At 73.0% G+C, this 24500-nt stretch carries 25 protein-coding genes; 15 read left to right on the forward strand and 10 right to left on the reverse strand.

The genetic code is table 11. The features are described 5' to 3' along the window. Positions 1-8: 8 nt before the first annotated feature. From DPM19_RS25000 to DPM19_RS25010, 3 genes are all read left to right on the forward strand, one after another. Positions 9-2174, forward strand: coding sequence for an acyl-CoA dehydrogenase (locus DPM19_RS25000; protein WP_111870464.1), 2166 nt, complete (start codon positions 9-11; stop codon positions 2172-2174). 66 nt (positions 2175-2240) lie between these two features. After that, a complete protein-coding gene (locus tag DPM19_RS25005) occupies positions 2241-3989 on the forward strand; it encodes a class I adenylate-forming enzyme family protein (RefSeq protein WP_199485271.1) in 1749 nt (582 codons plus the stop codon). Positions 3990-4104: 115 nt separating this feature from the next. Further along, on the forward strand, positions 4105-4893 hold the full coding sequence (locus tag DPM19_RS25010; protein WP_111870465.1) for a VOC family protein: 789 nt from the start codon (positions 4105-4107) through the stop codon (positions 4891-4893). A gap of 64 nt (positions 4894-4957) precedes the next feature. Here the strand turns inward: DPM19_RS25010 and DPM19_RS25015 are convergent, their stop codons facing one another. Next, positions 4958-5644, reverse strand: a complete 687-nt coding sequence (locus DPM19_RS25015; RefSeq protein WP_111870466.1) for a methyltransferase domain-containing protein — start codon at positions 5642-5644, stop codon at positions 4958-4960. A gap of 28 nt (positions 5645-5672) precedes the next feature. Here DPM19_RS25015 and DPM19_RS25020 point away from each other — a divergent pair, with 28 nt between their 5' ends. From DPM19_RS25020 to DPM19_RS25050, 7 genes are all read left to right on the forward strand, one after another. Then, on the forward strand, positions 5673-6095 hold the full coding sequence (locus DPM19_RS25020) for a MerR family transcriptional regulator (protein ID WP_111870467.1): 423 nt from the start codon (positions 5673-5675) through the stop codon (positions 6093-6095). Positions 6096-6276: 181 nt separating this feature from the next. Then, positions 6277-8562, forward strand: a complete 2286-nt coding sequence (locus DPM19_RS25025) for a molybdopterin-dependent oxidoreductase (RefSeq protein WP_111870468.1) — start codon at positions 6277-6279, stop codon at positions 8560-8562. A 301-nt stretch (positions 8563-8863) separates the two neighbouring features. Then, on the forward strand, positions 8864-10039 hold the full coding sequence (locus DPM19_RS25030) for a Cmx/CmrA family chloramphenicol efflux MFS transporter (protein ID WP_111870469.1): 1176 nt from the start codon (positions 8864-8866) through the stop codon (positions 10037-10039). Between the two features lie 114 nt (positions 10040-10153). After that, positions 10154-10912, forward strand: a complete 759-nt coding sequence (locus tag DPM19_RS25035; RefSeq protein WP_111870470.1) for a hypothetical protein — start codon at positions 10154-10156, stop codon at positions 10910-10912. A gap of 227 nt (positions 10913-11139) precedes the next feature. After that, positions 11140-11679 carry a DUF6879 family protein gene (locus DPM19_RS25040; RefSeq protein ID WP_199485273.1) on the forward strand — a complete coding sequence of 180 codons (540 nt, stop codon included), beginning with the start codon at positions 11140-11142 and terminating at the stop codon, positions 11677-11679. A 289-nt stretch (positions 11680-11968) separates the two neighbouring features. After that, entirely contained in the window at positions 11969-12238 is a 270-nt protein-coding gene (locus DPM19_RS25045) for a hypothetical protein (protein WP_111870471.1), read from the forward strand. Then, entirely contained in the window at positions 12231-12821 is a 591-nt protein-coding gene (locus tag DPM19_RS25050) for a DUF6879 family protein (RefSeq protein WP_111870472.1), read from the forward strand. Before DPM19_RS25045 ends, DPM19_RS25050 begins: the two co-directional genes overlap by 8 nt. A gap of 204 nt (positions 12822-13025) precedes the next feature. Here the strand turns inward: DPM19_RS25050 and DPM19_RS25055 are convergent, their stop codons facing one another. From DPM19_RS25055 to DPM19_RS25070, 4 genes are all read right to left on the reverse strand, one after another. Continuing rightward, positions 13026-13211, reverse strand: coding sequence for a DUF397 domain-containing protein (locus tag DPM19_RS25055; RefSeq protein ID WP_111870473.1), 186 nt, complete (start codon positions 13209-13211; stop codon positions 13026-13028). A gap of 91 nt (positions 13212-13302) precedes the next feature. Next, positions 13303-13491, reverse strand: coding sequence for a DUF397 domain-containing protein (locus tag DPM19_RS25060; protein WP_111870474.1), 189 nt, complete (start codon positions 13489-13491; stop codon positions 13303-13305). A 22-nt stretch (positions 13492-13513) separates the two neighbouring features. Next, complete coding sequence (locus tag DPM19_RS25065) at positions 13514-13699, reverse strand: DUF397 domain-containing protein (RefSeq protein ID WP_111870475.1); 186 nt, start codon at positions 13697-13699, stop codon at positions 13514-13516. Then, positions 13690-14559, reverse strand: coding sequence for a helix-turn-helix domain-containing protein (locus tag DPM19_RS25070; RefSeq protein ID WP_111870476.1), 870 nt, complete (start codon positions 14557-14559; stop codon positions 13690-13692). The genes DPM19_RS25065 and DPM19_RS25070 overlap by 10 nt, the downstream gene beginning before the upstream one ends. Positions 14560-14635: 76 nt before the next feature. Between DPM19_RS25070 and DPM19_RS25075 the strand changes: the two genes are divergently transcribed. Together DPM19_RS25075 and DPM19_RS25080 are read left to right on the forward strand one after the other, a co-directional pair. Continuing rightward, positions 14636-15028 (forward strand): ATP-binding protein, encoded by a 393-nt coding sequence (locus DPM19_RS25075; protein WP_111870477.1) that lies wholly within the window; start codon positions 14636-14638, stop codon positions 15026-15028. 90 nt (positions 15029-15118) lie between these two features. Continuing rightward, entirely contained in the window at positions 15119-16696 is a 1578-nt protein-coding gene (locus tag DPM19_RS25080; RefSeq protein ID WP_233510724.1) for a peptide chain release factor 3, read from the forward strand. 24 nt (positions 16697-16720) lie between these two features. Here the strand turns inward: DPM19_RS25080 and DPM19_RS25085 are convergent, their stop codons facing one another. Further along, positions 16721-17857, reverse strand: coding sequence for a sensor histidine kinase (locus tag DPM19_RS25085; RefSeq protein ID WP_233510725.1), 1137 nt, complete (start codon positions 17855-17857; stop codon positions 16721-16723). Continuing rightward, positions 17854-18525: a response regulator transcription factor gene (locus tag DPM19_RS25090; RefSeq protein WP_111870479.1), complete on the reverse strand. Its 672-nt coding sequence runs from the start codon at positions 18523-18525 to the stop codon at positions 17854-17856. Before DPM19_RS25090 ends, DPM19_RS25085 begins: the two co-directional genes overlap by 4 nt. A 196-nt stretch (positions 18526-18721) precedes the next feature. Here DPM19_RS25090 and DPM19_RS25095 point away from each other — a divergent pair, with 196 nt between their 5' ends. Continuing rightward, positions 18722-19279, forward strand: a complete 558-nt coding sequence (locus tag DPM19_RS25095; RefSeq protein WP_233510728.1) for a M15 family metallopeptidase — start codon at positions 18722-18724, stop codon at positions 19277-19279. A 38-nt stretch (positions 19280-19317) separates the two neighbouring features. On the opposite strand, the gene DPM19_RS25100 is transcribed toward DPM19_RS25095, so the two are convergent. Then, complete coding sequence (locus DPM19_RS25100) at positions 19318-21345, reverse strand: SpoIIE family protein phosphatase (protein WP_111870481.1); 2028 nt, start codon at positions 21343-21345, stop codon at positions 19318-19320. A 193-nt stretch (positions 21346-21538) separates the two neighbouring features. Here DPM19_RS25100 and DPM19_RS25105 point away from each other — a divergent pair, with 193 nt between their 5' ends. Further along, complete coding sequence (locus tag DPM19_RS25105) at positions 21539-21931, forward strand: ACT domain-containing protein (RefSeq protein WP_111870482.1); 393 nt, start codon at positions 21539-21541, stop codon at positions 21929-21931. Positions 21932-21944: 13 nt separating this feature from the next. Here the strand turns inward: DPM19_RS25105 and DPM19_RS25110 are convergent, their stop codons facing one another. Beyond that, positions 21945-22607: a hypothetical protein gene (locus tag DPM19_RS25110; RefSeq protein ID WP_111870483.1), complete on the reverse strand. Its 663-nt coding sequence runs from the start codon at positions 22605-22607 to the stop codon at positions 21945-21947. A 55-nt stretch (positions 22608-22662) separates the two neighbouring features. Further along, a complete protein-coding gene (locus DPM19_RS25115; protein ID WP_111870484.1) occupies positions 22663-23631 on the reverse strand; it encodes a GlxA family transcriptional regulator in 969 nt (322 codons plus the stop codon). A 98-nt stretch (positions 23632-23729) separates the two neighbouring features. Between DPM19_RS25115 and DPM19_RS25120 the strand changes: the two genes are divergently transcribed. Beyond that, positions 23730-24431 carry a DJ-1/PfpI family protein gene (locus DPM19_RS25120; RefSeq protein ID WP_111870485.1) on the forward strand — a complete coding sequence of 234 codons (702 nt, stop codon included), beginning with the start codon at positions 23730-23732 and terminating at the stop codon, positions 24429-24431. Positions 24432-24500: the final 69 nt, after the last annotated feature.

Consider the following 24500-nt stretch of genomic DNA (forward strand, 5'->3'; position numbering starts at 1 on the left):
GAGCGTTCATGACCATCGGACTCACCGAGGAACAGCACGAGCTGGCGGGCTCGGTCGCCGGTTTCGTCGCCCGGCACGCCCCCCGCGAGCGGACCCGGGCGGCGCTGGACCGGCTCGCCGCCGGCGACCCGCCCGAGAGCTGGGATGCCCTGGTCGCCCAGGGCCTGCTCGCGGTGCACCTGCCGGAGGAGCACGGCGGCGCCGGCGGCACGGCTGCGGACCTCGCCGTCGTCGTTGAGGAGGCGGCGCGGGGGCTGCTGCCCGGGCCGTTCCTGCCCACCGTCCTGACCAGCGCCGTCCTGACCTGGCTGGACGGCGGCACCACCGCCAAGTCGGTCCTGGACCGGTTTGCCGCGGGGGCTCGCGGCTGCTGCGCGCTGAGCGCGGACGGCCTGACCGCAGTGCGATCCGGTGACGGCTACCTCGTCACCGGCACCACCGGCCACCTGCTCGCCCCGGCCAGCGCCGACCTGCTCCTGCTCGGCGCGCGGGCCGAGGACGGCGAGGTCTGGTTCCTCCTGGACGGGCCGCCCGGGGACCTGGCCCCCTCCGGCGGCGTCGACCCGACCCGCGGCCTGGGCCGCATCACCCTGCGGGAGCTGCCGGTCTCCCGGGACCGGCTCGTCGCGGTGGACGGCGACCGGGTCCGGAACGTCGCCGCCGTGCTGTTCGCCGCCGAGGCGGTGGGGCTGGTCCGCTGGTGCCTGGAGACGGGCCTCGACTACGTCAAGACGCGCGAGCAGTTCGGCCGTCCCGTCGGGTCGTTCCAGGCGGTCAAGCACAAGTGCGCCCGGATGTTCGTCGAACTGGAGACGATGGCCGCCGCGGCCTGGGACGCCGCCCGCGCCGTGGGCGGGCCCGACGACCAGCTCGAACTCGCCGCCGCGACGGCGGCGCTGGTGTGCGTGCACACCGCGCGGCGGCTCGGCCTGGAGACGATCACCCTTTTCGGCGGCATCGGCTACACCTGGGAGCACGACGCCCACCTCTACTGGCGCCGGGGGATGAGCCTGGGCAGCCTGCTCGGCCCGCCGGCCGGGTGGGAGCGCGTCCTCGGCCGCGGCGCCCTCGCCCGGGAGCGCGACTTCGCCATCGACCTGCCGGAGGAGGACATGGCGTTCCGGGCCGAGGTCGCCGAGGTCATCGCCGCGGCGGCCGGGCTCCCCGAACCCGGCCGGCGGCGGCACCTCGCCGCGGCGGGCCTGGTCGCGCCGCACTTCCCGAAGCCGTACGGGCGCGCCGCCACGCCCACCGAGCAGATCGTCATCGCACAGGAGTACGAGCGCGCCGGGGTCACCGCACCGTCCCTGGTGATCGGTGACTGGGCGCTGCCCACCGTCCTGGCGCACGGCACCGAGGAGCAGATCGCGGCGTTTATCCCGCCGACCCTGCGCGGCGAGATCACCTGGTGCCAGCTGTTCAGCGAGCCCGGGGCCGGCTCGGACCTGGCCTCGTTGAGCACCCGCGCCGTCAAGGTCGACGGCGGCTGGCAGATCACCGGCCAGAAGGTCTGGACGTCGAGCGCGCACGAGGCCGACTGGGGGATCTGCCTCGCCCGCACCGACCCGGACGTCCCCAAGCACAAGGGCCTGTCGTACTTCCTGGTCGACATGCGAGCGAAGGGGGTGGAGGTCCGCCCGCTGCGCGAGGCCAACGGCGGGCACCTGTTCAACGAGGTCTTCCTCACCGAGGTCTTCGTCCCGGACGCCCGGCTGGTGGGGGAGCCGGGCCAGGGCTGGTCCCTCGCCCGGACCACCCTCGGCAACGAGCGCGTCAGCATGGGCGGGATGGGCGTGACCACCCTCGACCTGCCCGCCCTCGCCCGCGCGGCCGGCGCCCCGGCCGACGAGGACGTGACACGCGAGTTCGGCAGGCTGACGGCCGGAATCCAGGCGATCTCCGCCATGGGGCTGCGCGCCACCCTGCGCCGGGTCTCCGGCCTGCGGCCGGGCGCGGAGGCCAGCGTCGCGAAGGTCGCGGCCGGCTGGCAGGTCGCCGCCGTCTCCGACGCCGCCCTGGGCTGGGCGGGGGCGGCGGGCGCCGCCGAGGACGGGCCCGCCGGGGACGCCGTCCACGCCTACCTCTCCGTCCCGCCCCAGCTCATCGGCGGCGGAACGGTGGAGATCCAACTCAATGTGATCTCCGAGCGGATCCTCGGGCTGCCCCGCGGCTGACCCGGCCCGCCGCCCCGGCCCCGCCCCGGGGCGGCCCCTCCACCCCCACCCACGCCGGAGGACCCAGTGACCGACACTCTCCACGACCCCGGCCGGCGCGCCCCCGCGCCCGTCACCCTCACCTGGCCCGGCGACCGCCTGCTGGACGAAGCGTCCTGGGCGATGCTGTGCGGCCCCGGCGCCCCCTTCGAACGGACCACCGAAGACGTGCTCGGCACACCCGTCGAGGTGTTCGCGCAGCGTCCCCGGAGCCTCCCGGAACTGCTCGACCGGGCCCGCACCACCACCCCCGACCTGCCCTACCTGGTGTTCGACGGCCCGCGACCGGAGACCTTCACCTTCGCCCGGGCGCACGCCATGGCGGCCGCCTACGCCGCGGTGCTCGCCGACCGCCACGGGGTGACCAAGGGCGACCGGGTCGCCGTCGCCGCCCCCAACACCAGGGAGTACGTCCTGGCCTACTGGGCGACGGTGTCGCTCGGAGCGATCCTCGTCGGCCTCAACGGCTGGTGGACCCCCGCGGAGATGGACCACGGGGTCGAGCTCACCGAGCCCGCCGTGGTCCTGGGGTCGGGCAGGCCCCTGGAGCGGGTGTCCGGCGTTCCGTGGATCCGGCGGACCGGCACCCCGGTCGTCGCTCTGGAGGAACTGCACCGGGCGGCGCTCTCCCTGGACCGGGCGCCCACCGAACTGCCCCCGGTGGATCTGCACGAGGACGACCCCGCCGCGATCATGTTCACCAGCGGCACCACGGGCCGGCCCAAGGGGGCGACGATCTCCCACCGCAACTTCGTGTACTTCACCATGCACGGCATGCTCGGCGGCGCGGTGAACGCGATGCGGGACGCCGGACTTTACCGGCAGCAGCCTCCCGACGGCCAGCGCGTGACGCTGTGCGCCAGCCCGCTGTTCCACGTGTCCGGCGCGGGCGTCGTCATCGCCGTCGCCCCGGTCGTCGGGATCAAGGTGGTCTTCCCCGGCCCCGGGCGGTGGGACGCCGAGCGGGTGCTGAAGCTCACCGACGAGCACCTGATCACGCAGTGGAGCGGGGTGCCCACCCACTACTGGCGGCTGCTCGACCACCCCGACTTCGACCGGTACCGCACCGATCAGGTGACCATGGCCGGCAGCGGCGGCGCGGTCTTCGCGCCGGAGCTGATGCGGTCCATCCAGAAGCGGATGCCCGGCGTGCAGTTGGGCAACGGCTACGGGATGACCGAGACCCTGGGCACCGGCACCCTCATCAACGGCGCGCTGCTGGAGGAACACCCCGGCACGGTGGGGCCCGCCGTCCCCTGCACCCGGGTGCAGGTGCGCGACCTCGATGGCGAGCCGCTGCCCGAGGGAGAGGTCGGAGAGATCCACATCCAGGGCCCCGGGGTCTTCCTCGGTTACTGGCGCAACCCCGGGGCCACCGAGGCCGTGCTGGCCCCCGGCCGCTGGTACCGGACGGGCGACTACGGGCGCATCACCGGCGGCCTCCTCTACCTGGAGAGCCGGATGCGCGACCTCATCCTGCGCGGCGGCGAGAACATCTACCCCATCGAGATCGAGTACCGCCTGGTCGAGCACCCCGACATCGCCGAGGCGTGCGTCATCGGCGTCCCGCACCAGGTCCTCGGCCAGGAGGTCAAGGCGTTCGTCGTCCCCGAGTCGGGCCGGACGCTCACCGGGCAGGACGTCCGGGAGTGGGCCGCCGCCACGCTTGCTTCGTTCAAGGTCCCGGCCCACGTCGAGTTCCGCGACTCGCTGCCCTACAACGAGACCGGAAAGGTGATGAAACGCCTCCTGGAGGAGGAGTCCGGCACGCCCTAGCCCCCGGCGTGCCGCGGCGGCCCGTCCCGCCGCGGCGCGCCGGTGACCACGCGCCCCGCCGTCCACGCCCACGGGGGCACGGCGGGCGCGCACCCCCTCGCAGGAAGGAGACGCCATGCCGGCGTACTCGCTCGACCACATCGCCATCGCCATGCCCGACTGGGCTCCCGCGGGCCCCGTCCTCGCGGACGCGCTCGGCGGTCACTGGGGCCACGGGGCGCACCTGCCGCACATGAACGTCTGCCAGGTCCTGTACGGCAACGACATGCGCATCGAACTCCTCGCCCCCGGCTCCGCCCCCGACTCGTTCGTCCGGCGCTTCCTGGAGCAGTCCGGCTGGGCGAGCCGCCCCCACCACGTCATGTTCAAAGTCACCGACATCCAGGCGACCCTCGCCGCCGCATCCCGGCACGGCATCGAACCCATCCTGGTCAACACCGCCAACGACCTCTGGATGGAGGCGTTCCTGCACCCCCGGGACACCGGCCTGGGCTTCCTGATCCAGTTCGTCGAGTCGCCGATCAACCCCTCCGACGCCAACTCGGTCAACGGAGTGCCCGCCCCCTGGATCACCCGGGAGGACGAGCCCCCCGCGGACGTCACCTTCGTCCTCGCCCAGGTCACCGCGCTGGACGCCGGCCGCACCGTCCTCCGCGACATCCTCGGTGGCACCGAGGAACCCCTCGACGCCGAGCCCGGCTGGCAGGCGGCCCGGTTCACCTGGCCGCAGGGCGCCGACGTCATCCTCGCGGCCCGCCCGGACCTGCCCGGCCGCCCCGGCGTCCGCTCCATCGGCATCCGCCCGCGGGGAGACCTGGACCTGCCCGCCTCGCCGGTCGCCCCGGGCTTCTCCGAGACCGGCCACCTGCCCGACCTCGGGCTCTCGCTGATCGTCCCTTCATGACCTCGGGCCCGGGCGCCGGACGCGAGGTCCGGCAACCGGGCATCGCCCGCCGCCGGGCCGGTGCTCAGCGGGCGCGGGTCCCGGCGGCGAGGAAGACCGGGACGGCGACGAACAGCCGGTCGTCGCGTGCCCGGGCGGCCTGGTCGTCGAGCCAGGTGCCCGCTCCGAGGGTGGCGAGCACCGGCAGGCCCGCGGCGCCCGTCCACACGATCGTGTGGACCTCGACGGTGACGTCGGTGAACCCGTTGTCCAGCAGCAGGTTCCGGTAGCGGCGGGCGACCCGCGGGCTGGGCATGCTGTCCGCGCGGGCGTGGACGAGCGCGCGGGTGAGTTCGGGGTCACCGGAGTCGATCACGAAGGTGTCCCAGTCGTGGCCGACGAGCACCGCGCGGCCGTTCCCGGCCAGGACCCGGCGGGCCTCGGCGACGGCTCGCCCGGGTTCGTCGAGGGTGTGCAGGACCTTGTCGGCGCGGTAGCCGGTGACCGAGCCGTCGTCGAGAGGCAGCGCGGTGGCGTCGGCGACATGGAACTCGCCTGCGGGCCAGCGCTCGGCGGAGATCTCGATCATGGCGGGGTCCAGGTCGACGCCGATGGCCCGCACCCCGCGGGCGGCCAGTTCGCCGACGGCGCGCCCGCCGCCGCAGCCGACGTCGACGACGGTGTCGCCCAGCGCTCGGTACGTGCGTTCCCGCAGGTCGCGGGCCTGGGGCAGGTCGTCAAGAGCGTCGAGGACGGCAAGCAACGTGGACATGGTCGTCATTGTGCGACTTAATGTCGACATGAAGTCAATCGGCGAGGTGGCGGCCCGGTTCGGGCTGCCGACGCACGTGCTGCGCCACTGGGAGGCGGAAGGGCTGCTGGCACCGGCCCGCGCGGGCGACCGCCGCCGCTACACCGACGCGGACCTGTACCAGGTGGCGGCGATCCTGATCTCGAAGGAGGCGGGCTTCGGGCTCGCGGACATCCGGACCATGCTGGCCGCCCGGACCGCACCGGCCCGCCACGAGGTGATGGCCCGCCACCGCGAGAGGCTGCTGGCGCGGATCGCCCGGGCACAGGCCGCACTCGACATGCTGGAGGGCGGCCTGGAATGCCCGCACGACGACATCATGACGTGCCCGCATTTCCAGGGATTTTTGGCCGACCGGCTGCAGTCGCCTGCCGCGACGGAACCGGACCGCCGCACCGCCGACCGGAGCTAGAACCTGTTTCCTGGATTGGGTACGGAGCCGGGTCGGTGGTGATGGTTCCGGCTGAGCCATCTATCCAGCGTGAGCGGTCGAACGCCCCCTCGGCAGGCCCCGGAAACGGACTCCGGCCGTACCCCCGGCTTAACTGAAACAGGTTCTAGCATCGGCTGGAAACCAGGCGTACCGTGACGCCATGGTCGAGATCCCCTTGGCGGTGCATCGGCGCACCTGCCCGCTGTGCGAAGCGATGTGCGGGTTGAAGATCCATGTACGCGGCGACGAGGTCGAGAAGATCACACCGGATGCGGACGACGTGTGGTCCAAGGGCCACATCTGCCCGAAGGGCACCACGCTGGGCGCCCTGCACCACGATCCCGACCGGCTGCGGCGTCCCGTGGTCAAGCAGCCCGACGGGACGTTCAAGGAGGTCTCCTACGCCGAGGCGTACGCGCGCTGCGACGAGCTTCTCGCACCGGTCATCGCCGAGCACGGCATCGAGGCGGTCACCGCGTACGTCGGCAACCCGCTCGCGCACGCCTTCGACCTGAGCCGGTACGTCGGCATCCTCATCGGGATGTCCGGCATCCCGATGATCTACTCGCCCGGGGTCGTCGACCAGTGGCCGAAGAACGTCGGCGCCCACCTGATGTACGGCGGCATGTGGAAGATCCCGGTGCCGGACGTCCAGCGCACCGACCTGTTCATCGCCATGGGCGCCAACCCGCAGGCCTCGCAGGGCTCGCTGATGGCGTGCCCGGACGTGATGGGCGAGATCTCGCGGATCCGCCGGGAGGGCGGCCGCGTCGTCGTGGTCGACCCGCGGCGCACCGGCACCGCGGCCAAGGCCGACGAGTGGATCCCGATCGTGCCCGGCACCGACGCGGCGTTCCTGATGGCGATGGTCCACGTGCTCTTCGCGGAGGGCCTGGTCGAGCTCGGGCACGTGGCGGAACTGGTCGAGGGCGGCCGGGACGCCGTCGACGCGCTCGGACGGCTGGCCGGGCCGTGGACCCCGGAACGGGTCGCCGGGGCCACCGGCGTCCCCGCGGACCGGATCCGGGGCCTCGCCCGGGAGCTGGCGACCACGCGACGCGCGGTGCTGTACGGCCGGATCGGCCTGTGCAACCAGGAGTTCGGGACGCTCGCGAGCTGGCTGGTCGACGTCGTGAACATCCTCACCGGCCACTTCGACGTCGAGGGCGGCCTGATGTTCCCGCTCCCGGCGGCCTGGACGGTCAGCGACCTGCCGATGCCCGGGCTGGAGAAGGGCGCGCCCAACTTCGGCCGGTGGCGCAGCCGGGTGCGCGGGGCTCCCGAGGTGCTCGGGCACGTCCCGGTGTCCTGCCTGCACGAGGAGATCACCACGCCCGGCGAGGGCCGGATCCGCGCCCTGTTCACGGTCGCCGGCAATCCCGTCCTGTCCTCGCCCGAGGGGGACCGGCTCGACGCCGCGCTGCCGCGGCTCGACGCGATGATCAGCCTGGACCTGTGGATCAACGAGACCACCCGGCACGCCGACGTGATCTTTCCGGGCTTCTCGGCGCTGGAGTCGCCGCACTTCGACGACATGATCTGGATGTTCGCGGTGCGCAGCGGCGCGAAGTTCTCCCCACCGGTGTTCGAGCCGGTCGAGGAACGGCCGGGGGAGTGGGAGATCCTGATCCGGCTCGCCGGGGCCTGCCTCGGCACGCCGATGGCCGACCTCGACGTCGCCACCATCGACGACGGGTTCTTCGACGTCCTCGCGATGGCGCACGGTGTGGACGGCGCGGCCGCCCGCGCGCACTACACCGAGGGCGGGCCGATGCGGCTGCTCGACCTGCAGATCCGCTCCGGCCCGTTCGGCGACCGGTACGGGGAGGACCCCGACGGCCTCACCCTGGACAAGGTCCGGTCCCGGCCCGACGGCATCGACCTGGGCCCGATGCGCCCCCGGCTCCGTGACGTCCTCGACACCGAGAGCGGCCGGCTCGTCCTCGCTCCGCCGTACATCACCGCCGACCTGACCCGCCTGGAGGGACGCCTCGACCGTCCCCGCCCCGAACTGGTCCTGGTGAACCGGCGGCACCTGCGCTCGAACAACTCCTGGCTGCACAACGTCCCGAACCTGGTGAAGGGCACCAACCGCTGCACCCTGCTCATGCACCCCGAGGACGCCGCCGGCCGCGGCCTCGCCGACGGCGACCTCGTCCGCGTCACCTCCCAGAGCGGCTCGATCGAGATCCCCCTGGAGATCGACGACGGCATCATGACCGGCGTCGTCTCGACCCCCCACGGCTGGGGCCACGGCAAGGACGGCGCCCGCCTGGCGGTCGCCGCCACCCGGCCGGGCGTCAACACCAACACCCTGTCCCCCGGCCACCTGGTCGACGTCCTCTCCGGTAACGCCATGGTCAACGGCTTCGAGGTGACCGTCACCCCCGCCACCCCCTGGGAACCGGTCTCGGAGAGAACCGCACGGCCGGGCAGGACGACGTGATCCGTTTCGAGGACCTGCCCGGCGTGCGGCCGTTCACGCACCGCCCTGGGCGCGCTGTCCGAGGAGGCCGGCGGCTGCGAAACGGAGATGCCCGGCCGGGCGCCGGTCGGGTAGCGTGCGGGCCATGTCGAGTCCCGAGTCGGCCAAGGTGGGGGCTTTCGGTCACGCCGTCAGCCCCCTGAACCACTGAGTTCATAGCCGCCGTCCCGCCGCGTTCCGCGGCCGGACGGGTGCGCCCCCGGGCGCTGACCGCGGTGACGGGATGACCTTCTCGTCCTTCTCCTCACCTCGGAGCCACTCGATGCCTCTTCCGCTGTACCTGCTCGCCCTGGCGGTCTTCGCCATGGGCACCTCCGAATTCATGCTCGCCGGCCTCCTCCCGGACATCGCCTCCGACCTCGACGTCCCGGTCGGAACGGCGGGCACGCTCACCTCGGCCTTCGCGATCGGAATGGTCGTCGGTGCCCCGCTCATGGCGGGGCTCGCCCGGACCTGGCCCGGACGGTCCAGCCTGTTCGGGTTCGTCCTGGTGTTCTCGGCGGCCCACGCCGTGGGCGCCGCCACCACGAGCTTCCCGATCCTGCTCGCGACCCGGGTGGTCGCCGCGCTCGCGAACGCGGGGTTCCTCGCCGTGGCCCTCACGACCGCCACCACGCTGGTCCCGCCCGGCAGGAAGGGACGCGCGCTCGCCGTGCTGCTCTCGGGCACCACGGTGGCCACGATCGCCGGTGTCCCAGGGGGGTCGGTACTCGGCACGCTGCTCGGCTGGCGGGCCACGTTCTGGGCCGTCACCGCCCTCTGCCTGCCCGCGGCCATCGGCATCCTCGCCGGAATCCCCGCACGCCGTGCGCGGAACGGCACGGCCGGCGGGCCGGCCCTGCGAGCGGAGCTCGCCCGGCTGAAAAGCCCACGGTTGCTCCGGGCCATGCTGCTCGGCGCGCTGGTGAACGCGGCGACCTTCGCCAGTTTCACCTTCCTCGCCCCCGTCGTGACCGGGACCGCCGGGCTGGGCGAGCTGTGGATCTCCGTCGCCCTGGTGCTCTTCGGCGCCGGTTCCCTCGCCGGTGTCACCGCCGCCGGCCGGCTGTCCGACCAGCGCCCCGGCCTGGTCATCGCGGCCGGCGGTCCGCTGCTCCTCATCGGCTGGCCGGCCACGGCCGTGCTGGCCGGCGAGCCGGCCGCCCTGCTCGCCCTCGTGTTCCTCCAGGGCGCGCTGTCGTTCGCGGTGGGCAGCACGCTGATCACACGGGTCCTCTACGCGGCGGCGGGAGCCCCCACCATGGCCGGCTCCTACGCGACCGCGGCTCTCAACGTCGGCGCCACCGCCGGACCCCTGATCGCCGCGGCCACCCTCGGCACCGCGGCCGGCGACCTCGGGCCGCTCTGGGCGAGCGGGCTCCTCGTCGCCGGCGCGCTGCTCGTCGCCTTCCCCCTGCGCACCGTGATCGCCGGTCGGAGCGGCGAGGCGCTCCGGTGACGCGTGCGAACACCCCCGAACATCGAGGGACGCCGGAGGCCCGTCGAACGCCGCCGTACCCGCCCGACCGCGCAGGCCGGCGTCTCTCATCTTCCGCCGCTAGCTTCACGCCGCATGAATCACGGGACCCCCCACCGCCCGGCCGACTCCGACTTCCGAGCGCGGGAACGGGCCGCCGCGGCACGCCGGCGACACGCGCGCGGCCCGCTGCTGGTCGCGGCCGGCGCCACCGCGCTCCTGATCGTCGTGGATCTCGCCGTCCGGAGCTACCACGAGTACGTTGCACCGGTACCCGCGCTCAGGATGGTGTTCAACGTGGGCGCGGAGGGCAACCTGGCGTCCTGGTGGAACAGCGCGCTGCTGCTCTCGGTGGCGGGCGCGGCGATCGTGGCGGCGCTGCTCACCGCCCCGGGCGCCCGGCCGGGCCGGCCGTCATGGCTGGCACTGGCCGCGGCCGCGGCGTGGCTGAGCTTCGACGAGACGGTCCAGGTCCACGAGCGCCTCGCCGGGCTCGGCCAGGAGTGGGCGGGCGGCCTCGGCCTGTCCCTGCCGACGTACACGTGGGTGCTGCCGGGCGCGGCGATGGCGCTGACCGGCGCGGTACTGGCCGTGCTGTGGGCCCGCCGCCTCCCGCGCGACCAGCGGCTGGGCCTCCTCGGAGCACTGGCGGTCTACGTCACCGGGGCGCTCGTCGTGGAGGCGTTCAACGGGTGGGCGAACCGGCAGGGGGCGCACGAGGTGTACGCGCTCGGCACGAGCCTGGAGGAGGCCATGGAGATGGGAGCGTGCCTGCTGGCCCTCGCCGTCCTCGCCCGCATGGTGACCTTCACGCACGACCCCGATGCGGACCGCATGGTGGTCCGCCTGCGCTGAGCCCGGGCCGCCCGCCCCGCATTCCGCGGACTCGTGGTGGCCGCCTCGATGAGAACGGCATGAGAGGCCTTTCATCTTCGAAGCGCGGCCGACCGGTCCCGACCTCATCCGGTACGGCGTCACCGTGACCCGAAAATCGAGTGACCGTGACGATGCGGCGGTTGTACGGATGCCGCTGCGGATGGCCCCCTTCCTGCGGGAGGCTGTGGACAGGTTGGAGGGTCTTGATGCGCGCGATGGTGGATCTCCCCGCAACGCTGGGAGTCGAGGGCTGGGCCGAGCTGTTCGGTTCGGCCTCTGTCGGCCTCGACCACCTTGAGTTGCGCGACTCCTACGCGCTGGACACCGAAGACGAGAGGTACCTCTGGTGGCGGGAGCACCGTGCCGAGCTGCCACGTGAGGAGCATCCCTGGTGGGACCTGACGGCGGCGACCGCCGCGCGAGGAGTGCTGATCCGTCGCGCGCGGATCGTGTCGGTGCCGGTCACGGAGTACATCGCCTTCGAGCACGCGGCCTCCTGGCAGAACGTTGCGGCGGGGGAGCACCTGCGCTGGCTGCCGCGCTCGCGGGCCTCGGACCTGCTGGTGCCGGGAAACGACTTTTGGCTGATCGACGGGGAACGTGTGCTGTTCAACCTGTTCGACGGCGAGGGAAGGCCGACCGGCAAGCAGTTCACCGATGACGCCGAGGTCGTCAAGGCCGTCGGGGCGTCGTTCACGGCCGTGTGGGAACGGGCCACCGACCACGCCGAGTTCCGGCTCGGCTGACTCTCCGGACTTCGCGTCGTCCCATGCAGTTTCCCCCTTCGCGGCCTCCCGGCGTCCAGTCGGCGCGGCGGGCCCTTGCGGACCGGCTTCACGAGATCCGTGAGAGGGCCGGCCTCTCCAGCAAGGCCCTGGCCGAGACGGCGGGATGGCACGTGGGTGACCGACGACGGACGTGGCGGTTGTCCTGGCGGTAACGGCCTGCTGCCCGAGTTGGAGCGGCCTTGTTCGGCCCCGGACGGCGTGTAACAATTTAACGACTTCTCGCTCATGAAGGTGAGGTAAGTCCGTTATGGCACGTCCGTGGGAGGCTGATCCGGCCGCGGGATTCAGGCGCAGGCTGGGCAAGTCCGCAGGTGAGTTAGGCAACACCAACGCAGACCCCACCTGCCCCGACATCTGGGAGCTGGACAACGGCGATGTCGCAGTGATCGGCCGGGATCTGACCGCTCAGTACGCCAGACAACTGCCGCCCGGGGTGTCGATTGGAGACGACGAACGGCTCGTGGTGCTTCCACGGAACATGGTGATCGCTGCGAAGCCGGACATTCCCGATGCTTGAGCGGGTACGGGATCTCCCTGCCGTCGATCTGGACGCGCAGGGCTATCTCGACGACTTCTGGCGGCATCACGAGCGGATCGACGGGGCGTTCTGGAAGCTGGAGCGCATCCAGACCTTCCGCGAGCCCGAGGACCCCGGCTGGGTCGCGATGATCTCCGGTGACTGGGGCCGCGCCCTCGCCCTGATCGAGGAGCAACGGCCCGCCACAGTGAGCGGGCGGGGCAGCCACCGGCTCCGGGTCGTCGAGCGGCCCGTCACCCCCTACGTGCAGTGGGAGTTGCATGCGCTGCGGCCCAGGGCCGAGGCCGGTGCCCAGGACGTCCGGGTACTGGACGCCGCCGAGATCCGCCACCTGGAGACCGGCCGGACCCTGCCCGAACTGGTGTTCCTCGGTACCGAGGTGATGTACGAGGTGCTGTACGACGGCACCGGCACGCACTCGGGCGGGCGCCGGCACGACGACCCCGGCGTGATCGCCGCCTGCCACCGCGAACTCGCCGAACTCCACGCCAAGGGCGAGGACCTGCGCACCTACTTCGACCGCGAGATAGCCCCGCTGCCGGCACCCGGCGGCACCGGCTGACCGAGAGGACCGACCGGTGCGAGCCCGCCCCGCCAGGCGCGTCCCCCCTCGTGATCGCTCTCGTCTGGCGGGTGATCCTTCAGCATCCGGTGCGCCATAGCGCCTTGGATGCTGAAGGATCACCCTGGTAGGGGCCACTCAGGAGGGTGGGCGCAGTTGATGCCGATGCCGTGGGGGGCTGTTGACCTTGCTTCGAGACAGGTATTAGGCGCTGGTGGCCGCTCGTAGGGCGGCACGCAGCGTGGTGGGGGTCGCGAGTAGGACGGGTCCGTTCGGGTCCTTGCTGTCGCGTATCGCGACCATGCCGGGGAGGGCGGCGAGTTCGATGCAGTTGCCGCCGTTTTCGCTGCTTCGGCTGGCCTTGCGCCAGGCGAGGTTGCTCAGGTCCATCGTTCCAGGGCCTCTCGCGTAGAGGTGCGCGTCGCTTTCGTCGGCTACCGGTTACGTCAGCCGCTCTTGGAGGGCGGAGGCGTAGCGATGTTCAGCCAGTGGTGGCCGCCAGCACGACGGTGCGTAGTGCGGCGGGGGTCACCAGCAGCACGGGGCCCTCGGGGTCCTTGCTGTCACGCACTGCCACCAGGCCGGTAAGCCCAGCGATTTCGACGCAGTCGCCACCGTTGTTCAGGCTTCGGGACGCTTTGCGCCACACGAGATTCGTCATGTCGTCCATCGTTTCGTGGCCACCTTGACGGTTAGGCGCTGGTGGCCGTCCGTAGGGCGGCGCGCAGCGTGGTGGGGGGCGCGAGTAGGACGGGTCCGTTCGGGTCCTTGCTGTCGCGTATCGCGACCATGCCGGGGAAGGCGGCGAGTTCCACGCAGTTGCCGCCGTTGGAACCGCTGTAGCTGCTTCTGCGCCACCTGGCGTTGGTCAGGTCCATTTTTCTTGGACCACCTTCCTAATCAGTTCACATGACATCTGTTCCGTGAGTGCCCGTGAACGGAGAGCGACTAGAGTTCGCGCTAGGGTGGACAACTCCGCCGGGTCGTCTGTTGTGATGCCGCGTACCGCTGTATCGATGTAAGCGATCTCACTGCGATCCGCCATCGTTGCCACCGCGAACGCGCCCATATTGCCGTCGTGCTCGCCACTTGCCAACACTACTTGAACCGTGACGTTGGGCAGTGCGCTCATGATCAGTAGGTGCTCTAGCTGCTCTTTCATGATCTCAGCGGTACCGACCAGTCGATGAAGCGCTTGCTCATCGATGAGCAACACCAGTGTTGGCAGAGCGGTTCCGTCGTCACTGGTGAGGATGGTCTGACGGCTGAGCCGAGCGTCCGCGGCCTCCTGGTTGCCTTGCAGAATCGCTAATGCGTAAGCCGGAGTTTGCCCCAGTCCCGGCATCACAGAATGCTCCCAGCAGATCAGCATTGCTGCATCTGCTTCGATCTTGGGCCAGTCGAACCAGATCGGCACCGGGTGGCCGTCTTTGTTCAGGTCCTCCCACAGGCTGACGAGTGAGCCGTCCGCATCCAGGTAGTCGTCCACGATCTCTACGAATGATCGTGTGGCACGCTTCTTGCCGGCTTCGATCCGGCTCACCTGCGGTCCGCTCACCTTCGTCAGGTGAGCGATGGTCTCCTGCTTGACTCCTTTGGCCTCCCGCATCCGGCGCATCTGACGACCGAAGGCGACGAGTGCGGGGGACTCTCGGGGGCGCTGTCGCCGAGGGGGCATAGTTCCTGCCTCTCGATGGAATTTGCCGGTTCTGATCAGCTGTCTGCCGCTGCCTGCCATCTATGGGCGGTAGGCACATCGTAGGCAGAAAAGTGTCTCAATGTAGGCCGTACGCCACGGAAAGTTAGGAGCGGTCATGGACGAGGCGGCGGCGCGCGGGGAGATCGTGGTCAAGCGGCGGTTGGAGGCGGTGGCGGAGGTGCGCGGGTTCGTGCGGCTCACGCTGGGGCGGTGGGAGGTGGACGACGAGGTGCCGTGCCTGGTGGCGAGCGAGCTCGTCACCAACGCGATCCGGTACGGGACCACCGCCGACGACGAGGTGACGGTGCGGCTGAGCCGGGCCGACGGCGGGGCGCTCTGGCTGGAGGTGCAGGACACCTCCGGCGACGTCCCGCACGTCTGCGCGGCCGACGCGAACAGCGAGTCGGGGCGCGGCCTGTTCATCGTGGAGCGGGTCGCCCGGCACTGGGGCGTCCGGCCGCTGGCCGGCGGCGCGGGCAAGGTGGTGTTCGCGGTGCTCGACCCGTGACTCCGCAGGTCCGTATCACCTCAGGTCGTCGGTAGGGTGAACGGGGTTTTCGGTCGCTGGGAAGGGCGGGGCGCGGTGTCGTCGCGGGACGTGGAGACAGAGGCGGCGCGGCGGCGGACGTTCGCGGTGATCAGCCATCCGGACGCCGGCAAGTCCACCCTCACCGAGGCGCTGGCGCTGCACGCGGCGGCGATCGGCGAGGCCGGGGCGGTGCACGGCAAGTCGGGCCGCCGCGGGGTGACCTCCGACTGGATGGAGATCGAGCGCTCCCGGGGCATCTCGATCACCTCGGCGGTGCTGCGGTTCGAGTTCGGCGACGCGCTGCTGAACCTGCTGGACACCCCGGGCCACGCGGACTTCTCCGAGGACACCTACCGGGTGCTGGCCGCCGTGGACGCCGCCATCATGCTGCTGGACTCCGCCAAGGGCCTGGAGGCGCAGACCCTCAAGCTGTTCGACGTGTGCCGCGCCCGCGGCGTCCCGGTGATCACGTTCGTGAACAAGTGGGACCGGCCCGGCCGCGAACCCCTGGAACTGCTGGACGAGGTGGAGCAGCGGATCGGCCTGCGCCCCGCCCCGCTGAACTGGCCGGTCGGGGTCGCCGGGGACTTCCGCGGGCTGGTCGACCGCGCCACCGGCGACTACACCCGTTACGGGCGGGCGCCCGGCGGGGCGGGCCTGGCCACCGAGGAGGTCGTCCCGGCCGGGCGCGCCGCCGCCGAGGAGGGCAAGGCGTGGCAGGCCGCCCAGGAGGAACTGGCCCTGCTGGACGAGATCGGCGCCGACCTGGACGACGCCGCGTTCCGGTCCGGCTCCGACACCCCGGTGCTGTTCGGGGCGGCCCTGCCGAACTTCGGGGTGCGCGCCCTGCTGGAGACTGTCCGCGCGCTGGCCCCCGCCCCGTCCCCCCGCCCGGGTGAGGACGGCACGCCCCGCCCGGTGGACGCCCCGTTCGCCGGCCAGGTGTTCAAGGTGCAGGCCGGGATGGACCGGGCGCACCGCGACCGGCTGGCGTTCATCCGGGTCTACTCCGGGAAGTTCGAGCGCGGCATGACCCTCACCCACGCCCCCACCGGCCGCCCGCTGGTCACCAAGTACGCCCAGACGGTGTTCGGCCGCGACCGCTCCACCGTGGACGTCGCCTACCCCGGCGACGTGATCGGCCTGACGAACGCGGCCGGCCTCACCGTCGGCGACACCCTCTACGCCCGGGGCCCGGTGGTCTTCCCGCCGATCCCGGCGTTCGCCCCCGAGCACTTCATGGTGGTCCGCACCAGGGACAACAGCAAGGCCAAGCAGTTCCGCAAGGGCATCGACCAGCTCGACGCCGAGGGCGCCGTCCAGGTGCTGCGCAGCGACCTGCGCGGCGACCAGGCCCCCGTGCTGGCCGCGGTCGGCCCGCTCCAGTTCGAGGTCGTCGCGCACCGGATGGAGCACGAGTTCAACGCCCCCGTCGAGATGAACCGCCTGGACTACACCGTCGCCCGCCGCACCGACCCCGACTCGGCCCCGGCCCTGGCCCGGCTGCGCGGCGTCGAAGTCCTCACCCGCACCCTGGACGGCTCTCTGCTGGCCGTCTTCCCCGACAAGTGGCGGCTGCGCGCCGTCGAGCGCGAGCACCCCGACCTCACCCTCGTCCCGCTGCTGGCCGCCGGCGCCGACGACTGACGGCGGGGCGGTGAACGCGTCCGCCTAGTGGTGGGCGGGGAGCGAGACCCGGACCGTGAGCCCGCCGCCGGGGTTGGGGTCCAGGCGGAGGTCGCCGCCGTGGACGTCCGTGATGCTCGCGACGATGGCGAGCCCGAGACCGTGCCCGCGGCGCCCCGGACCGGCCTCGGCCGTCCGGCCCCGGCCGCGGAGAAAAGGCTCGGTGAGGGCGTCGACCGCCCCGGTGAGCGGCGGCCCGCTGTTGGAGACGGTCAGCAGCGCGCGGCCCGGGTCGCGGGGGTCCGGGCCGGTCGACAGGGTGGCCCGTCCGCCGGCGGGCAGGTTGTGCCGCAGGGCGTTCTGCAGGAGGTTGACCGCGAGCTGGTGCAGCAGCACGTCGTTGCCGGTGACGAGGACGGGCCGGTGCTCCTCGGAGAGGGCGACGCCGCGGCTCCCGGCCTCGGCGCGGACGGTCGCGGCGGCCTCGGCGGCCGTGCGGGCCAGGTCGACCGGCCGGGTGGGCGGCGGGGCGTGGCCGAGCGCGGAGAGCTGGAGCAGGGCGTCGACGATCTCGATGCCGCGCTGGTTGGTGTCGTGCAGCCGGGAGACCAGGCGAGGGTAGTCCTGCCCGGCGGGGTCGGCGATCGCCACGTCCAGCATGGTCCGGGTGACGGTGAGCGGGGTGTGCAGCTCGTGCGAGGCGTTCGCGGCGAAGCGCCGCTGCGACTCGAAGGACCGCTGGAGACGGTCGAGCATGTGGTCGAAGGCGTCCGACAGGTCCGTGAACTCGTCGCGGGGCCCGTGCAGCCCGACGCGGTGGTCCAGCGAGCCGCCCGCGGCCCGGTGCGCGGCCCGGGTGATGTCCTGCAGCGGTTGCAGCACCCGGCCCGCGATCAGCCAGCCGCCGCCGAGGCCGATGACCGCCATGAGCGCGAGGACGTACCCGGAGACGGTCACCAGCGATTCCAGGATCTCCGCCCGGGCGGGCACGGGGGTCGTGTCCCGCGGGTTCGCGGCGATCAGCGGGTAGTTGGGGACGTAGCGCATCGCCACGTAGATGACGCCCAGCGCCAGGCCCCCGGCGATCACGAGGAACAGCGCGTAGCTGAGGGTCAGTTTCATCCGGACGGTCAGCCTGACCGGGCCGGGCGCCCGCCGGCGGGCCGCCGCCACGCCGCTCACCGGCCGGGGCCCGCCGGGTCGAGCCGGTAGCCGACCCCGGGCACCGTGTGGATGACCGCCGGCTCGCCGAGCCGCTTGCGCAGGGCGGAGATCGTGATGCGGACGGCGTTGGTGAACGGGTCGGCGTTCTCGTCCCAGGCCCGTTCGAGCAGGGTCTCGGCGCTGACGACGCCGCCGCGCGCGTTCATCAGGACTTCCAGCACGGCGAACTGCTTGCGGGTGAGGGAGACGTAGTGGCCGGCGCGGAAGACCTCCCGCCGGAACGGGTCGAGCCGGATCCCCGCGTGCTCGACGACCGGGGGAGCGCTCCGGCCGCGGCGGCCCAGCGAACGCAGCCGGACGACGAGTTCCCGCAGGTCGAAGGGCTTGGTGAGGTAGTCGTCGGCCCCGATCTCAAACCCGGAGACCTTCTCGTCGAGGTGCCGGGCCGCCGTGAGCATGAGCACCCGGCAGCCGAGCCGCCGCCCGACGATGGCCCGGCAGACGTCGTCGCCGTGCGTGCCGGGGATGTCGCGGTCGAGCACGACCACGTCGTACTCGTGCACGGCCAGCCGCTCCAGCGCCGAGTCGCCGTCCCCCACGATGTCGGCGGCGATCGCCTCCAGCCGCAGCCCGGCCTGCACCGCCTCGGCGAGGTAACGCTCGTCCTCGACCACCAGCACCCGCATCCGGCCTCCCCCGTTCACGGCCGGCCTGGCCGCACCGGCCCGCGCCGGCCCAGTCTACGACCGGCCGCCGGTGCTCATTGAACGCGAGAAGCCCTATCGAAAACGTATCGGGAAATCGAAACGGCCGCGCAACACGGTGCGCGCTTCACTGCCACGGAACTCGCTGGACATGTGCGAACCGGAGGAAGTAATGCGGATGAGGCCAGCTCTGCTCACTGGACGGCGCCGGTACTGGTTTCTGCTGGTCACACTGGTCTGCGCCGCCCTCGTTCCATTGCTGATAGCCATGGGCGGCACCACCGCCCCGCATTCCCCGCCCGGCGGCGACGGCCCCATTCCACCGGGCCGGAACATCACCCCGTTCGACACCGGATACGCGGCGGTCGGAAAGCTGGACGCCCGCCTGCTGAAAGCGCTTCAGGCGGCGGCCGAGGACGCCCGGGACGACGGCATCGCCTTCCACGTCACCTCGGGCTGGCGGAGCGAGGAGCACCAGCGGCGCCTGCTCGACGAGGCGGTCAGGACGTACGGGAGCCGCGCGGAGGCGCGGCGCTTCGTCAGCACCCCCGAGGAGTCCGCGCACGTGACGGGCGAGGCCGTCGACGTCGGCCCCACCGCCGCGGCCTACTGGCTGATCCAGCACGGCGCCGACCACGGCCTGTGCCAGGTGTACGCCAACGAGGTGTGGCATTTCGAACTGCGAACCCACCCGGGCGGCACCTGCCCGCCCCTCCTGCCCGACGCCGCCGGCTGAGGCCCGCACGGAACGGCCGCCGCCCCGTCCAGCCGGAATCAGCCGCCCGGCGCGCGGGTGCGGGCCACGAGGAGGGTGACGTCGTCGTCGCGCACGTCCGTCGTCATGGCGCCGATGACGGCGGTGCAGAGGTCCCCCAGCGGGAGGTCGAACCGGGCGAGGGCGGCGCGCAGCCGGTCCATGCCGGCGTCGAGGTCGGCGTCGCGGGTCTCGATCAGGCCGTCGGTGTAGAGGACGAGCAGGGTGCCCTCGGCGAGCTCGAACCGGACCGACTCGTAGTCCGCCACGCCCAGGCCGATGGGGGTGCCGGTGGGCAGGCGGGGGAAGGTGACGGCGCCGGACGGGTCGACGAGCGCGAGCGGAGGGTGCCCGGCGGCGGCCACGGTGCACTGCCGGGTGTCCGGGTCGTAGACGGCGTACAGGCAGGTGGCGAGGGCGATGTCCGCCAGGTCGTTTCCCTCGCCCATCTGCGCGACCAGGTTGTCGAGGTGGGTGAGCAGCCGGGCGGGCGGCAGTTCCATGTACGCGAGGGTGCGCACGGCGGTGCGCAGTCGCCCCATCCGCGCGGCGGCGTTGATGCCGTGGCCGGTCACGTCGCCGACGACCAGGGCGATGCGGGAGCCGGACAGGGGGATCGTGTCGAACCAGTCGCCTCCGACGCCGCCGTGCAGGTCGGACGGCAGGTAGTGGGAGGCCAGCTCGAGGGCGTCGCAGTCCGGCAGCCGCTGCGGCAGGAGGTGCCGTTGCAGCGCGAGGGACGCGGTGCGCTCGCGGGTGTAGCGGCGGGCGTTGTCCAGGCTCAGCGCGGCACGGGCGACGAGCTCCTCGGCGAGCGTCAGGTCGTCCCCGGTGAACGGCGCGGGGTTGTCGGTGCGGACGAACACGGCGATGCCCAGGATGTCACCGCGCGCCCGGAGCGGCACGATGATCAGGCTGTGCATGCCGGTGTCGTGGATGACCTCCAGCCGGTCGTCGTCGAGCCAGCGTCCCGGCACGGTGTCCAGAACGGGTTCGAAGTGGGACCGGCCCGAGTTCAGGACCTCGGTGAAGGCGGACGACGGGGCGACGTAGACCGCGTCGCCGAGCAGGTAGAGGGCCTCGGGGAAGTCCGGGTGGATGGACGCCATGCCCGCCCGGCGGAACACCGGGATGCTCTCCTCCGTGGCGGCCAGCAGCCGCAGCGGTTCGTCGTCCGGCAGGGCCGCCTCGGCGAGGTCGACCGTGACGTAGTCGGCCAGCGCCGGCACGGCCAGCTCCGCCAGCTCCTGCGCGGTCTTCCTGACGTCGAGCGTGGTGCCGATCCGGACGCTGGCCTCGCGGAGCAGGGCCAGGCGTTCGCGGGCCCGGCTGTGGGTGATGTCCAGGGTCAGCGAGCACACGCCCAGCGGCCGCCCGTCCGCGCCCTCGATGCGGAACAACGAGATGGACAGGGTGCGTTCCTCGCTCCGGTCGGCCGAGACCCAGTGGGATTCGCGGTCGACGCGGGGGACGCCGTCGGCGAGCACCGCCCGCACCCGTTCCGCCGAGGCCCGGGCGTCGGCTCCCGCCAGGGGCTCGGCCAGCGAGCGGCCGACCTGGTACTGGGGGAAGAAGCCCTGCAGCCGCTGCGCCGCCTCGTTCAGCCAGACGCACCGCAGGTCACGGTCCCAGATGCACAGGGCCACGGAGGAACGGTTGATGAACGGCTCCAGCATCGAGATCCCGGAGACGGCCGCGCTCGCGGGCGTCACCGACAGCAGCCGGTGGGCCGCCCCGCCGCGGGCGTGCAGCCGGGAGACCTCCGCGTGCACCAGGATCGCGTGCCCGTCGCGGTGGCGGGCCTCGATGGGCCCCGACCAGTGCTCCCGCTCGCCGAACCGCTCGATCCACGCCGAGATCCGCCCCGCGCGGTCGCCGGGCGTGAGCAGGACCGCGACGGAACGCCCGAGAACGTCGTCGGCCCGGTGGCCGAGGAGCGCCTCCGCCGCCCGGGACCAGCCGGCCACGGCGCCCGCGGCGTCGAGCAGGACGATCGCCGGAGCCCCCTCCTCGGCCACGCCGCCCGCCGTGGGGGTGTGGTCGTCCATCCGTATATTCGAGCCCGGCCGGCGGCTGCCGTCAACTCCATGACCTGGCGGAACGCGCTCTCCGGAGCCGCTTTGCCGGTTGGTCCACGGCTCGCCGGCGACGAAGGAGGAGACGTGGTTCTTCCCGCCGGGCCGGCGGCTATCGCGAAGTTCTCGGGCTGTTCTGACGGTAGGGGTCCCTAGGGTGGGCGGTATGAGCTCATCGACTCCCCAGCGGTTGCGGGTCGTGCCCTCCCGGTTCTCGGTGGGGTACGCGCCGCAGGCCGTGTTCCCCGAGGACGACGAGTGGATCGCGCTGGTGCGGGCGCCTGAGGGGCTGACCGTGGTGCGCGAGGCGTGGGGGAACGACCCGGGCCGGCGCTGGGTGGGCCTGTACGGCGGCGACGATCCGCGCGACCTCGGCGCGCCGGGCGCGCTGGCCGCGATCACCGGCCCGCTGGCCGGGGCCGGGATCCCCGTTTTCGTCGCCTCCACCTACCACGCGGACCTGGTGCTCGTCCCGGAGGAGGACGTGACCGCCGCCGTCGCGGCGCTGGAACGCGCTGGGCATCCGGTGGACCTGAGCGACCTGACCCCGCGCCCCTGATCCGGGCCGCCGCTCAGCGCCACCAGGAAGACCGGGCCAGCACGAGACCGGCGAGGAGCCCCACCGGCAGGGCCAGGGCCAGCCGGCCCGCGGGCAGCCGCCCGTACCGGTACACGGGGGCGGGCCCGCCGTCCACGGCGTCCCGGGTGTAGGCCCGGCCGCCCGCGGCGCGCGCCGCGATCCGGCCCGCGCCGTCCCGGGCGGGCGCGCTGAGGCCGGTCTCCAGCCGGCCCGTCCGGGAGCGCCCGCCGGCCGTCCAGGCGGAGTCGCGGTAGACGCGGCGGTCCGCGCCGCGCTGGGACAGTCGCTGGGCGCGGCGGGTGGTCGTCACGGACACGTCCTGCCCGTGGTGCCAGACGTACCCGGCGGTGCGGGAGGTGCCCGCGGCGATGCCCGCCAGCAGGCCGAGCGAGGCGCAGGCCGCCGCGACGGCCAGGAGCAGGACCGGCAGGGCGCGCAGCCGCCGGGGCTCGCCGGGGTGCTGCATCGCCGCCACGATCATGCCTGCGACGAACACCAGCAGGCCCGCCGCCAGGACGACCAGCGCCGCCCCGGCGTGCCGCGTCGCGGTGGGCAGGCAGAGCAGCCCGCCGCCGAGGGCGGCCAGGCCGAAGGCGGGCGTCGCGACTGCGAGGAGGCGGTCGGCGGCGGTTCTATCGGAGCGCGCGGGCGTCATCGTGCCGTCCTGTGGGCGGTGCGTTCGCCCCATGATGAACGCCGGCGCGCCGGCGTCAACCGGCTGCCCGGAGCGTCCCCGCCGAGGCGCGGTGCGCCCGGCGGTAGGCGGACGGCGAGGTCGCGTAGCGCTCGGCGAACGCCTGGCGCAGCGTCTCGGTGCAGCCGAAGCCGCACCGCCGGGCCACCGCGTCCAGCGGCAGCCGGGTGGAGACCAGCAGGTGGGCGGCGGTCTCGGCGCGCACGGCGCGGACGTGCCGGGCCGGTGTGGTGCCGAGCTGGTCGCGGAACAGCCGGGTCAGGTGCCGGGCGCTCACCCCGGCGAGCCGGGCCAGCGCGGCGGAGCCCAAGTCGTCGCCGGGCCGGTCGGCGATGTGCGCCATGACTTTGCGGACGGTCTCGTGCTCGGGCGGGGGAGCGGCCAGGAACATGCTGACCTGCGCCTGGTTGCCGGGCCGCTGCAGGTAGGTGACCAGGGACCGGGCGACGGCGCGGGACAGTTCCGGCCCGTGGTCGTCCTCGACCATCGCCAGCGACAGGTCCAGCGCGCTGGTGACCCCGGCGGAGGTGAGCACGTTGCCGTCCCGGACGTAGAGCGGGGCGGGGTCGACCTCGACGGCCGGGTACCGCTGGGCGAGTTCGGCGGCGAACATCCAGTGCGTGGTGGCCCGCCGCCCGTCGAGCAGCCCGGCGGCGGCCAGCAGGGTCGCCCCGGTGCACACCGACGCCACCCGCCGGCTCAGCCCGGCCAGCCGGCGCAGGTGGGTGAGGACGCGGGCGTCGGCGGCCGCGCCGGTGTGGCCGAGCCCGCCGGCGGCGAGCACCGTGTCGAGCGGGCCGCGCACGGCCTCCAGCGGCGCGGCGGCCAGGGCGAGGCCGTTCGAGCAGCGCACGGGACGCCCGCCCAGGCTGACGAACTCGACCCGGTACCCGGGCCGCGCCCCGAACCAGGCGGCCGTGTCGAACACGTCGGCGGGGCAGGCGATGTCGAGCAGTTCCGCCCCGTCGTACCCGATGATCACCATGCGTCGCACGAGCGGATCTCCATGTCCTTTTGCCAGGGGTCGCAGGATTTCAGACATCCTGCCCGAGGGGTACCCGGATCGGCCGCAGAGTTCGGGGCATGACCGAGACACAGAGCAGGACCGTCGCGTTCGTCCTCTATCCCGGCCTGACCCCGCTCGACCTGGTCGGCCCGCTCCAGGTGTTCTCCGTGCTGGAGCAGACCGGCCTCGGGTTCCGCCCGGTCGTCGTCGGCGCGCACACCCGCCCGGTGGGCACCGACACGCCGCTCCTGCTCGCCGCGAGCCACACCTTCGCCGAGGTCCCCGACCCGTACGCGGTGATCGTGCCGGGCGGCGACGTGCCGACCCTGCGGGCGCTGGCCGACGAGGAACTGCTGGACTACCTGCGCCGGGTGGCGGAGCCGGCGGAGATCGTCGGGTCGGTCTGCACCGGCTCGCTGCTGCTGGCCGGGGCCGGGCTGCTGGACGGGCGCCGGGCCGCCACGCACTGGGCCTACCGGGACGTCCTCGCCCGGCTGGGCGCCGTCCCGGTGGCCGAGCGGTGGGTGGAGGACGGCCGCTTCGTCACCGCGGCGGGGGTGTCGGCGGGCATCGACATGGCCCTGCACCTGGTGCGGCGGCTGGCCGGGGACGAGATGACCAGGCTGGTCCAGCTCGGCATCGAGTACGACCCGGAACCGCCGCTGGGGCCGATCGACTGGTCGGGCCCGGAGGCGGCCGTCCTCGACGGCTGGTCGGACCGGAGCGTCGAGGCCGCGGTGCGCGACCGCCCGGAGCTGGCCGCCCGCCTGCTCGCCTGATCCCGGGGCGGCGGCCCGGCCGCGGGCGAGCATCTCCCGGTGGGGGCCGCGCCGGGCTCCGCCGGCCGG

The sequence above is a fragment of the Actinomadura craniellae genome (assembly GCF_003289645.1).
Lineage (GTDB): Bacteria > Actinomycetota > Actinomycetes > Streptosporangiales > Streptosporangiaceae > Actinomadura_D > Actinomadura_D craniellae.